Origin of the sequence: Collinsella aerofaciens (assembly GCF_039752955.1) — a bacterium.
Taxonomy (GTDB): Bacteria; Actinomycetota; Coriobacteriia; order Coriobacteriales; family Coriobacteriaceae; genus Collinsella; species Collinsella aerofaciens_BI.
Window position 1 is genome coordinate 28106 of the sequence record NZ_JBDMHB010000017.1, and the last position, 12335, is coordinate 40440.

At 60.7% G+C, this 12335-nt stretch carries 11 protein-coding genes and 1 tRNA gene; all 12 read right to left on the reverse strand.

What is annotated here, in order from left to right; all coding sequences use genetic code 11:
- Positions 1-2395 (reverse strand): DEAD/DEAH box helicase (locus tag ABHR75_RS05470; RefSeq protein WP_346963822.1); only part of this gene is annotated, 2395 nt, incomplete at its 3' end.
- Between the two features lie 157 nt (positions 2396-2552).
- A complete protein-coding gene (gene nth / locus ABHR75_RS05475; RefSeq protein ID WP_055310092.1) occupies positions 2553-3218 on the reverse strand; it encodes an endonuclease III in 666 nt (221 codons plus the stop codon).
- Positions 3219-3281: 63 nt separating this feature from the next.
- On the reverse strand, positions 3282-5084 hold the full coding sequence (locus tag ABHR75_RS05480) for an ABC transporter ATP-binding protein (protein ID WP_346963823.1): 1803 nt from the start codon (positions 5082-5084) through the stop codon (positions 3282-3284).
- Positions 5085-5211: 127 nt separating this feature from the next.
- Entirely contained in the window at positions 5212-6567 is a 1356-nt protein-coding gene (locus ABHR75_RS05485; protein ID WP_346963824.1) for a DNA recombination protein RmuC, read from the reverse strand.
- 51 nt (positions 6568-6618) lie between these two features.
- Complete coding sequence (locus ABHR75_RS05490; protein WP_217750333.1) at positions 6619-7182, reverse strand: hypothetical protein; 564 nt, start codon at positions 7180-7182, stop codon at positions 6619-6621.
- Entirely contained in the window at positions 7179-7709 is a 531-nt protein-coding gene (locus tag ABHR75_RS05495; RefSeq protein ID WP_195235013.1) for a DUF6036 family nucleotidyltransferase, read from the reverse strand. Before ABHR75_RS05495 ends, ABHR75_RS05490 begins: the two co-directional genes overlap by 4 nt.
- A 123-nt stretch (positions 7710-7832) precedes the next feature.
- A complete protein-coding gene (locus tag ABHR75_RS05500; RefSeq protein ID WP_195364160.1) occupies positions 7833-8267 on the reverse strand; it encodes a hypothetical protein in 435 nt (144 codons plus the stop codon).
- Positions 8268-8700: 433 nt separating this feature from the next.
- Complete coding sequence (locus ABHR75_RS05505) at positions 8701-9333, reverse strand: hypothetical protein (RefSeq protein ID WP_346963825.1); 633 nt, start codon at positions 9331-9333, stop codon at positions 8701-8703.
- Between the two features lie 272 nt (positions 9334-9605).
- Complete coding sequence (gene rbr / locus ABHR75_RS05510; RefSeq protein ID WP_117634424.1) at positions 9606-10145, reverse strand: rubrerythrin; 540 nt, start codon at positions 10143-10145, stop codon at positions 9606-9608.
- A gap of 114 nt (positions 10146-10259) precedes the next feature.
- On the reverse strand, positions 10260-11165 hold the full coding sequence (locus ABHR75_RS05515) for an HhH-GPD family protein (protein WP_346963826.1): 906 nt from the start codon (positions 11163-11165) through the stop codon (positions 10260-10262).
- A gap of 21 nt (positions 11166-11186) precedes the next feature.
- On the reverse strand, positions 11187-11672 hold the full coding sequence (locus ABHR75_RS05520; RefSeq protein ID WP_138341664.1) for an RrF2 family transcriptional regulator: 486 nt from the start codon (positions 11670-11672) through the stop codon (positions 11187-11189).
- Positions 11673-12031: 359 nt separating this feature from the next.
- Positions 12032-12109 (reverse strand) — tRNA-Asp (locus tag ABHR75_RS05525).
- Positions 12110-12335: the final 226 nt, after the last annotated feature.

Below are 12335 nucleotides of genomic sequence, written 5' to 3' on the forward strand. Positions count from 1 at the left end.
TCTTGAGCTGCTCCTTGTGCTGCACACCAAAGCGCTGCTCCTCGTCGATGATCACCATGCCCAGGTTCTTGGGGTTCACGTCGGCAGAAAGCAAGCGATGCGTGCCGATGAGCACGTCGATCGTGCCCTCGGCAAACGCCTTAAGCGCGCGCTTTTGCTGCGCCGGGGTGCGGAAGCGGCTGAGCACTTCGACCTCGAGGCCAAACGGGGCAAAGCGCTCAAAGAACGTCTCATAGTGCTGCTGGGCCAGAATGGTCGTGGGGCAGAGCACCATGACCTGGCGGCCGGAGTCCACGCACTTAAACGCCGCGCGCAGGGCAACCTCGGTCTTGCCAAAGCCCACGTCGCCGCACAGCAGGCGGTCCATGGGCTTGGGCGCTTCCATGTCGGCCTTGATGTCGGCAATGGCCTCCAGCTGGTCGCGCGTCTCGTCGTAGGGGAAACTCTCCTCCATCTCGATCTGCTCGGGCGTGTCGGGCGGGCAGGCGATACCGGCAATCGAAGATCGGCGCGTATACAGGTCGACCAGGTCAAACGCCAGCTTTTTGGCGTTCTTGCGCGCCTTGTTGGTGGCGCGCGTCCAGTCGGCGGTGTTGAGCCTGGTCAGGCGCGGCTTGTCGCCGTCGGGACCAACGTAGCGCGTAATGCGGTCGACCTGCTCCAGCGGCACGTAGAGCTTGTCGCCGTCGGCATATTCCAGCAAAAAGTAGTCGCGCTCCTTGCCGCCCACTTCCTGGCGCGCGATCTCGCTAAAGAGCGCGATGCCGTGAGTAGCGTGCACCACGTAGTCGCCCGGCTTAAACGGGAAGGTAATCTGCGTAATGTCCACCTTGCGGCGGCTGCGCGCGCGGTTGGCGTCCATGCGGGCGTTGAGGTCGGCGATCGAAAACACGGCCAGGTTGGCATCGGGCACCACCACGCCCTGCGGCAGGGCGGCATCGACAAAGGCCACGCGTCCGCGCGAGATGGTGGGCACGGCGGCACCGGCGGCGGCCTGGGCCGCGCCCGCCTCGAGCGAGCGGGCGTTGAGCGCGTCGGCCTTACGCTCGCGAATGGAAGCATGGGCCTCCTGGCGTGCGGTACGGTCGGCGGAATCCGCTGCTGCCACGCGCACGCGGTCGCCAATAGCGCCGGCATTTTCGGGCGCCGCGGTCAGCGATTCCTCAAAGGTAATGCCCTCATCGCCAAAGGTGAGCTCCATCGACTCGCGCGCGCCGCGGTCGGGAATGGCAAACACGCAGGCGTAGCGCTTGCCCACAACCTCCTGGATGCGCGTCATAAAACGGTTATCCGAGCCTGCGATGGCAGGCTGCTCAATCTTGAGCTCGGCCGTCACCGCACCGCCGGCACGGATCAGGCTCACGTAGTTCAGGCGTTGCTGGGAACCAAAGTCGAGCTGCTGGGCACGCACGTACAGGCCGTCCAGACGGTCGACCCCCGCCTCGCCGGCACGTGCCTCGATATCCTCGTAGGCGCGCAGGCAGTCATCGAACAGCGAGCGCGGCTCGGACAGCACCACGAGCGCCTTGCCGCTCACATGCGACAGCGGACTCACGGTCTGGCCGTACATCACCGGCAAAAAGCGATCGAGCTCGGGCGTGACGATGCGCGCATCCACCATCTCGAGCAGCGCCGCCAACTTGCTGTCGTCCTGGCTGGCGCGATAAAGCGCCACATGCATGTTGTGGACGGCCTCGTCGGTAAGCGCCAGCTCACGGCAGGGGAAGATCTCGATACTGTCCTCGTTACCGATGGTCTGCCCCGTTGAACTCACCATGCGGCGGATGCGGTCAATCTCGTCGCCGAAAAACTCGATGCGCACGGGCGCCTTTTCCTGCGCAGGGAACACCTCTACGGTGTCGCCGTGAACGCGGAACAGACCGGGCGCGTCGGCGGCGCCGGCATTGGTGTAGCCCATGCCCACCAGGCGATGCGGCACCTCGTCAAAGGGAATCTCCTCGCCCACCGCAAAGATCGTGGACTCCCAGTAGCGGCTCTCGACTGGCGGCACGCAGCGCAGCAACGCGCGAGCCGAGGCAACCATGATGCAGTTGTCCCCGCGCACGATGCGTCCCAGGGCCTCGCATCGCTGCGCTACCACGGCGTCGTCGGGCGCCTGCTCGCGCCACGGATAGTCCTTGCGCTCGGGAAAACGGCACACGTGCGCTAGGCCCACGTAGGCGGCAAGGCTGCGCGCGGCGCGATCGGCCGCATCCTCGCCACTCACAATGTAGACCGTGGGACGCGGGCGGCGCGCAAACTGGGCGGCCGCCATAAGCGTGCGGCCCGACTGCGACACAGCCAGCGTCACGTCCTCGCCGGCATCGAGTCCGGCCTCGACGGTCTGCAGCGCCTCGGCAGTGTAGAGCTGCGCGGCTATACGGTGAATGAGCATGCTGTTCCTCCGGCATTGCAACGCCAAAAGCCCGCCGGGGCAAGCTCGGCGGGTCGTACGTCAAATACATTGTCTGTCATGGTAGCGCATGGAGAGGACTCCGGCTCAAGGGCAAACCCAGCCCCGCAAAAAACGCCAGACGAAGATGTGTTCCGCCCTACCCCGCTACGCGCACGCTGGGGCACAAATCTGCCAGCGGACACTCGTCACACTTGGGTTTGCGGGCGTCGCAGATCTCGCGACCGAAGGTGATCCACTGATGGTTGACCGACTCCCAATACTCGTGCGGCAAAATCTTGAGCAGATCCTGCTCGGTCTTGAGCGGCTCCTTGGCATGCGTCTTGGGACTCAGCATCAGGCGGTGCGCAATGCGGTTGACGTGCGTGTCCACCGCAATGCCCTCCACGATGCCATACCCCACGTTGAGCACGATGTTCGCCGTCTTGCGTCCCACGCCCGGCAGCTTCACGAGTTCCTTCATGTCGGCCGGCACCTCGCCGCCATAGTCGGCGACGATCATCTGCGCGGCCTCCACGGCATGCTTGGCCTTGCTCTTGTAGAAGCCGAGTGACTTGATGGTGTCTGCCACGTCAGCCACGCTCGCCCCGGCCATGGCCTCGGGCGTGGGCCACTGGGCAAACAGCCTCGGCGTCACCTTGTTGACCTGCGCGTCGGTCGTTTGCGCCGAGAGCAACACCGCGATCAGCAGGCGGAAGGGATTCTCGTGGTCCAAAAAGCACTCGACCGGGCCATAGCGACGGTTGAGGCGCTCACACACCTCAACGGCGCGCTCGCGTTTGGCGGCATTGGTCTCGCGTGGCATAACGACTCCTCGGCTCAACGGCACAATAAACTTATGGGCACAATTGTCCCACGTCCGAGACGCTTACGCCTCCAAGAATGCGCCGGTCTGACGGCTCCACAGGCTCGCGTACTCGCCACCCGCCTCGACGAGCTGCGTATGCGTGCCGTCCTCGACAATCTCGCCATCGGCCAGCACCACAATGCGGTCAAGCGCCGCCACGGTGGACAGGCGGTGCGCCACCACAATGGAGGTGCGCCCGCGCATCAGGTTTTCGAGCGCCTCCTGCACCAGCGCCTCGGACTCGCTGTCGAGGGCAGAGGTCGCCTCGTCGAGCACCAGAATCGGCGCATCGGTGAGAATCGCGCGGGCGATAGCCACGCGCTGGCGCTGACCACCCGAAAGCTTGACGCCGCGCTCGCCCACCATGGTGTCAAAGCCATGGGGCAAGCGGTCGATAAACTCAGTCGCGTTGGCCAGGCGCGCAGCCTCGCGAATCTGCTCGTCGGTAGCGCCGGGGCGACCGTAGGCGATATTCTCGCGAATGGAGCGGTGGAACAGCAGCGCCTCCTGCGGCACGTAGGCAACCTGGCGGCGCAGGCTCTGCTGCGTGCAGCGCGAGACATCCTGACCGTCCACGAGCACGCGGCCGCCCTGGACATCGTCCAGGCGCAGCAGCAGCTTGGTGAGCGTCGTCTTACCCGAGCCCGATTTGCCCACCAGGCCCACGCGCTGGCCCGCCGCCACATGAAGTGTCAGGTCATCGAACACGTTCTCGCCCGCCGCAGCGTCACGGTACGCAAAGCTCAGGTGCTCAAAATCAATCGCGCCCTCGCTCACCTTGAGCTCGGGGGCATCCGGGTCGTCTGCCACCAAGCGTGGCTCGTCCAGCACGCGCGTCATCTCGGCCGCATCGCCCAAAGCGCGGTTGATGCGCTGCATCATGGAGCTTACGTAGTTCAGGCGCATGGTGAGGTTATAGGTGTAGGTAAAGATCATGACGAGCGAGCCAGCCGAGATGCCAAACCACGCGTTGCCGCCCGCCACGAACACACTCACCACGGCCATGGTGATGACGATAAGGCCCGAGGTCGTAAAGTTGCGCTGCATCATGGCGTGCATCGAGACCGTCTCGGCGTCGCGCGCGGCACGATCGGCGGCGTCGAACAGATCGCGTTCAAAGTCCTCGCGCCCGCAGGTCTTGACGGCCAAGATGTTCGTGACCGCGTCGGAGAGCACGCCCGAGAGCTTGTTCTGCGCGGCGGACGTCGCGGCCGAAAGCGGCATGATGCGCTTGTACATAAGCCAGACAAACGCGATGTAGACGACCATGATGCACACCAGGATCACGGTAAACGTCGGTACCACCGGGGCGAGTGCGGCCACGGTGCAGATGACCGAGGTGATGGTGGGGATGAGCGAATACACCGTCACGTCCACCAGCCCCGTGTAGCCGCTCATAAAACGACTCGTCTGGCTCACAAGCGATCCGCCAAAGCGGCTGGTATGGAATGTCATGGATTGGTTGGAGAGCGTGTCGAAGCATAGACGCGCCAGGTGATAGTTGCCTGCAATCTCGAGCTTGTAGACGGTGTAGTCCTGTAACTTGGAGAGGATCTGACCCACCAGGTTAACGAGTACGAGCGCCAGGATATAGGGGCCGAAGACCTCAAACACCTGGTCACCCGCCACGGGACCGGCTTGAACGCGGTCGACAATAAGGGCCATCACATAGGTATTGGCAAACGTCAGCAAAAAGATGTAGCCCGCCGACGAGAATACCGAGAGAAAGACAATCAGCGGCTGCGTGCGCGTGACACCCCAAAACCGCTGCAGCGTGCGGCACACGGTGGAGCGGCTGAGCGGGCTGGTGCTTCTCTGGGACATGGGCTTCCTTTCGCGTCTGATAGGGCGAAACGCCATTGTTGCACATTGGAGCACGCTTCAGACAAGTGCGATACGAAAAGCGGTGGGGCGCCCGCGTTTGCGCCGGTGCCCCACCGTCTTGTTGCAATTAGTCCTTGTCTTCTTGGTCCGCGAGAAGGCTCGCGGACGTGAGTCCCAAGATCTCATCGGCTTGGTCGGCGTCTTCCAGCGCGTCGATGTCCTTGAGCTTGCGCTCCATAACGTTGGTGCGCGTGGTGATGATGCCCTCGACCGTCTTTCCTGCGGTCTCGATCTGCTGTTGGGCGCGGCGCAGCGCCTTTTGATAGCGCGGCAGCTCGGCCTTGACGGCGGAGAGCACGCGCAGCACGTCATCGGTGCGTTTTTGCAACTTAAACGTCTGGTAGCTCATCTGCAGACTGTTGAGGATGGCCGCCATGGTGCTGGGACCGGCAACGTTGACGTGATAGTCGCGGCCCAGGGTCTCGATAAGCCCGGGGCGGCTGACGACCTCGGCGTACAGTCCTTCAAACGGCACGAACATGATGCCAAAGTTGGTCGTTGCCGGCACGCTCAGGTACTTTTCGCAGATGTCCTTGGCCTCGCGCTTGACCATGGTGTCGAGCGTCTTACGCGCAGCCGCCACGGTCTCCGCATCGCCCGACTCCTGCGCGTCGAGCAGGTGCTCGTACGCGTCGCCCGGAAACTTGGAGTCAATCGGCAGCAGCACGGGGTCGCCCTCGTCCACCGGCAGCTTGACGGCAAACTCAACGCGCTCCGAGGCGCCGGGCTTGGTGGCGACGTTTTCCAGATACTGGTCGGGCGTAAGGATGTCCGCCAGAATTGCACCCAGCTGCACCTCGCCCAAAATGCCACGCGCCTTCACGTTGCCCAGCACGCGCTTAAGGTCGCCCACGCCGGTGGCGATGGACTGCATGTCGCCCAGGCCCTTGTACACGGCCTCGAGCTGGTCGCTCACCTGCTTAAACGATGCCGACAGTCGGTCGTTGAGCGTGCGGGAGAGCTTCTCGTCCACCGTCGCACGCATTTGATCGAGCTGCACGTTGTTGTCTTTGCGGATGGCGCCCAGCTGAGCATCGACCGTTTCGCGCACCTTGTCCAGGCGATGCTCGATACCCTCGCGGTTGGCACCGAGCTGTTGGGCCGTCTCGCGGCGCAGGTCATCCATCCGGTCACCAGCTTGCGAAAACTCACGTGCGATGGTCAGGTAACGTTGCTGCTCCACGGCCGCATCTGTCGTCTGCTGCTGCGCGATGGCATTGGCCGTGCGGCGAGTTTCGGCCAGCGCGACGTTCAGGGCATCGAGCGCGTTGTTGGCCTGCTCGAGTGCTGCCAGCGTTTCCGCGCTACTGTCGCCACGCTCCCGCAACTCGGCACGCAGGCTCTTGAGCTGGAGGGCGCAAGCCACAGCAACCCCCACCGCCACCAAGGCGATCACAACAAGCACAATATCAATAGCAGACATAAACTCCGCCCAACAAACCCAATCGAGCACCAATCAAAATCGCGATCAATCTTACCCCGCCACACACACCGGGCGCCCGGCCCCTTCTTGGGTGCCCCTCTCCTCCGCATATTCCATAATGCGGCGCGCCGTTTTCCTGCTCACCTTTGAGTCATCGCCGGCCAAGTATGCGTATACGTTTCCTTTATTCAGGCGCAGAGCACGGCAGAGGCCATAGCGCGTTACACCCGATTCCTCCAATGCTTCCAGCGTTTTCTTTCTCATCAGGGCGTTCACCCTTCTATCGGCCGCCGGCTTTTCCTTCACCGCTCTATACGCACGCCAAACGTTGGCATAACGATTTGGGAGCTCACTTTTGGCGCATAGAGACGCCATGCTACCCGCTTGACCGTACAAGGATAAAACGTCTCGGTAATCCCGTTCCATCCACGAGCCCTCGGATAAACCCAGAACGTATTCGGCTTTTCCTTGCGCCAAAGCGAGCAAAAACAGAGGCTCCGCCACGCGCGGCGCATCCGTCGTCGCCTGCTCAACCAATTTTCTAAAACTCAGCGACCGCTGTCCGGATAGCTCTCGGCAATAGCCTTTTAAGAATCCCTCAAAGGTCAGATTCAACCGAGCACCTCCTTTTTGTATTGCCTGTATGCACAGACCATCTCTTGATAACTCCGCTCCGAAGGCGACGACGCCAGCGCCTCTCCCTCGTCGAATATAAGCCGTTCGAGCAACCCCCAATCAAGTCGGTCGACGAATGCCTGACTATGAAGATCGATGATGTCGTTCGGACGACAGGCATAGAGCTTCATTACCGCCAGGTCCTCCAAGGATGGCGTAAAGTACCTGATAAAACGCGCCCCAATATCCAAGGGAATCAAACGATCTTCGTAATTGAACGGCATCTGATTACAATATGCCACCGCCATACCATTCACCTCGGGGTATCGAGCTATGATCTCGCGGAGGCACCTATCTGCCTCAAACACATCAATGTCATGTGTAACCGAACGATTCGTCACATCGTTTAGCATGAAGGCGCTTCCTCCCACCAATACAACGTTCGGCCTGTCGTCTCTTGGACCTATTTCCAGCTCCGCCTCTTCGTCAATGCCCAAAAGAGTCTGTTCTAAATCCTGCTTATACATAACAAATCCTATTATTATTCATCTTCAATAATACTATTAAGTCGCATGACAGGACCCACAGGATGCGAGGATTCTACTCATGGCGATAATCCCTACACCCTAGAAGTCCTAATGTGACAAACGCTAACTCTCCCAGCCGGCGCGGATTGTTGTTATGACATCGCCTAGGCGCTGGCCGAGGGCTGACAGATGTTGGAGCACCTCGTTGGGCGATGCGCCGTTGAGGATGCACGTGAGGGCATACGACGCCAGAAAGATGGCCGCAAGCCCTAACGGGATGAGCACGATCATCGCCAATATGCGCAAGCGCTGGCCCACACGGCGACGACGCGCACGACGCTTGTCGAACGCGAGCTCCTGCGCATATGAATCTTGCTGTACGGAATAGGCCTCTGGCGCCGATTTACACCCGGGCACAGCTGCAGGTACAGCAGCGGGCACGACATTTTGCGCAAAGGGCTGGGCTGCCGCCCCTTGCATTTGCATCTCTATAAGCCGTTGCTGTTGGCGCAACATGCGCTCGGCTTGTTGCTGCGGAGTCTCAAGAAACAGATCCATGCTGGCCTCCAAAATCGGAGCATTCGACGCTTACGACCAGCATCCCGCACCGCCATGACCGCGACAACGCAATCGCCGGCAATAGCCACAAAGTTTCTTCTGCTCAAAAGCTGTCGAAAAGCTCAACAACTCCCCTACCAGCACTTTCTCTGAGCTTTTTTCGCCAACAATCTTTTGGCCTTCCACCCTTACGCCAACTGACCAAAATCTAACCAATAGCTTGACGAAAATTGTGGAGACCGGGACCCCACACAAAAAGTGCCGCCCCAAAGGGGCGGCACACAAACTTATTATCAGCTTTTCTGTAACGAGCATGCGACGACTCAACGCCGGGGCGCAGGGCGGGGAAACCTTTGCCTCGCGCGACCCTGCGAAGCCGTGAGCGAGAGGGGAAGGTTTCCCCGCCCTGCGCCCCGTGGTCGGTGAGAACAGACTACATGCCCGCGAGACCGCGGGCGGCGGTGGCGCACATAAATGCCAAGACGAGAATCACGAGCGACCCGGCGATGTCTGCCAGCACGCCCATTACGCGGCGCTCAAACAGCCAACTCTCAAAGTGCGGGGCAACGTTGCGCCAAACACGCCACAGCAAGATGCCCATACCGATGACGCCCGGGATATTGAGCAGTAGGATCTCGGAGCACAAAAGACCGATCAGGTTGCCGGCGGCAAAGCCCGCATCGCCCTCGCAGTATTTGCAATAAATCATGTACAGCATGTACGCCACAAACGGCTGCAGGCACGCAGAAATAAACGTGACCACCATCGAGGGCTCCTGCGAAAAGACCTCGGTGAGCTTATCCACGCTCGTGGCATCCTTAGAGGCCAGGAACAGGCCAATGACCACCACAGGTACCACGCCCAAGATGACCTCGACCATCGTAAACAGCTTGGCGGTCAAGTCCTCACTAGCCGAATTCAAATGGGGCGCCCACTCAGGATGAGCATGCGCACCGACCTTCTTGCCCTTCTCAGCACGATTGGCCTTTTCACCCTCGGCAACCCGACGACCAGGATCCTTGCGAGTTCCCGCCGCAGCAACCCGAGCCCGAGACTTCTTACCCATAACCAACACCTCACAAGAGGAAACGAATAGCCAACGCTACCCAGTGTACCCTCTAAGCAACGTCACCGCCCCAACCGGCCCCCACAAAAACGTGCCGCCCCATAAGGGGCGGCACACAAACTTTTTTATCAGCTTTTCTGTAGCGAGCACGCGACGACCCAAAGCGGGCCGGGAGGGCCGGACTACCTTCCCTCAACGCGACCCTGCGAAGCCGTGAGCGAGGAGGGAAGGTAGTCCGGCCCTCCCGGCCCAGCTCACGCTAGCGCCAAGCGCTAGTAGTTCACCACCTGCTCCTCAAAGTACGCCTTCGGGTGGTTACACACCGGGCACACCTCAGGCGCCTCAGCACCAACGTGCAGGTGCCCGCAGTTCAGGCACTTCCACACCTTTACGCCCTCGCGCTCAAACACCTCGCCCGACTCGATGCGCTCGACGAGTTTGTTGTAGCGCTCCTCGTGGGCCTTCTCGACGGCGGCGACGCCACGGAACTTCTCAGCGATCTCGGCAAAACCCTCCTCCTCGGCGGTCTTGGCGAACTCGTCGTACATCGTGGTCCACTCGTAGTTCTCGCCCGCAGCGGCATCACGCAGATTGTCCAGGGTATCGGGGACGGCGCCGTCGTGCAGATACTTAAACCACAGCTTGGCGTGCTCGGACTCGTTGCCCGCCGTCTCGGCAAAAATATTCGAGATCTGAACGTAGCCGTCCTTTTTGGCCTTGGATGCATAGTAGCGATACTTGGTGTGTGCCTGGGACTCACCGGCAAAAGCGGTCTCGAGGTTCTTCTTGGTTTGGGAATTCTCAAAATCCATAGGTGTACTTCCCTTCAACGCATGCCGCCCGTAGGCTTCGAGCGGCCTCGTCTTTAGGATGCCCTCATGCCGAAAATCTAAACCTTACAATCCTGTTCTTCAGATTTGAGCGGGCTACACACTCAACCAACGATCGTCCTCGGCTCGGCAAAAGCCCTCGCGCTCCAGGTCAGCTAGAATGCCCGCGACAAGCTCGCGCTCGACCGGTCCACGCCCAGCCGCCGCTTCCATCTCGTTAACGCCCACCACGACATCAGCAAGCGTAATCCCCGCCGGCTGGCCATCGCGCGCTGCCAGCAACATGCGCACGATATGCGCGCGCTTTTGGCGACGTGAGCCCTCAAACTTTGACTGACGGCTATAGCCCGCCGAACGCCTAGACGGATTGGGCAACGTCTTTTTTAGATATGCGCCGTAATCCAGCAACGCGTAATACCACGCGCGCGGCGTGTCGGCATCATCGAGCGGCACGGCAAAGGGAGCGGTCTCGTCCGCCAACGCACCAGGGGCCGCCGGACAGGCGGCTTGAATCAGCGGCACCAGCTCGCGATCGGGAACGGCCGGCACATCGGGAAAGAAATGATGCAAAAAGACCGTGCGCACATTGGTCTCTAGATACACGCCTGGAAGATCAAACGCAAACGAACGGATGCCCTGCGCCGTTGCCGGGCCAATGCCGGGCAGAGCGACCAAGTCACGCGTCTCACGCGGAAACTCCCCGTCCCAGTCCTCTACAACGCGCTGAGCGGCCCCATGAAGCGCCAGAGCGCGTCGGTTGTAGCCCATGCCCTGCCAAGCGTCCAAAACATCGGAAGGCGCGGCCTGGGCAAGCGCCTGCACAGTCGGAAAACGATCGAGCCACACCGGCATGCGCGCCTCCACACGCGGCACCTGCGTTTGCTGCAGCATGACCTCAGAAAGCCAAATGATGTACGGATCGCGTGTGCGGCGCCACGGAAGGTCGCGATAACGCAGGACCCCTTCCGAACGAATCATCGAACGAAAGGGGTCCTGAATCATGGCTATGCTCCTTATGCGGCGCTATTCCTCCCGGTAAGCGCACGCGCAGGTGGCGTACTCGGGAAACGCTTCGCGGTCGGCGAACTTGGGATCGACGGCCGGGAACTGGCGGTGAGCGACGATGTCGCCGAGCGAAACGGAATCGAGGTAGTCGCGCATCAACGCCTGGGCTCCGGCCCACAGGGGATGATAGCAGCACGCGCCCATGCGCGCACAGTCACCATCGGGCGCGGTGCAATCGTTCATAACCATAGGACCCTGAACGGCCTCGACGACCTGGCGGATAGTGACGTCGTCCGGACTGACCTTGAGACGCATGCCACCGTGGACGCCACGCAGGCTCTCCACAATACCGGCCTGGACCAAACCGTGCTGAATCGAGCGGGCAAACGAATACGGGACATTGACCTCTTCGGCAGCGGTGCGAACAGAAAGCAAACGCTCCGGATCCTCGGCAAGCATCGCCAGCATGCGAAGGGCGTAATCAGTCTTCCTCGATATGTCCATTTTTCCCCTTTCAAGGAATACGAACAGCTCGAACGAGCTCCGGGGCCGAGCTTGTGTCGAGACGCTAAATGACCGCCAGGACATCCAAATGGTAAATCGGATATCCACTGAGTGCCGCGCTTGGAGCGAAATGCATCAGATGCGGCGCACAGTGCAATTTAGTATAACCTAACCCCCTGTCTCGTAGAACAGGTGTTGCGCAACAAAGCTGTTGTTCAGACAGATATACTTATTAGATTTTACTTGCGTTCCCGAAGGCGCGGGGATTCTGGGCGAAGATGCACCAGGGCGATCGTTCTATCGAAACAAAGTGCATCAAACGCAAAAAGCCACGTCCGAAGACGTGGCTTTAATTGCGTTGGCGGGAAGTACGGGGCTCGAACCCGCGACCTCCGACGTGACAGGCCGGCGCTCTAACCAAACTGAGCTAACTCCCCAGGCAGGCGTTCGCGTTTGTTTCCGCTCGCGTGCGCTGCGGGGATTAGTATACACAGAAGTCTGTCCGGCGCGCAACAACTTTTTTGAAAAAATTTTTCAGGGCCATCCGGGAGGGTCTCCGGGGCTGAGGGCGGGGGTTAAGTTTGCTGCTCTACAGTCCTGCGCAAGACGGAAAGCACATTAAGTGCTTTCCTTTGCGTGCGGAACTCGCGACAAACTTAACCC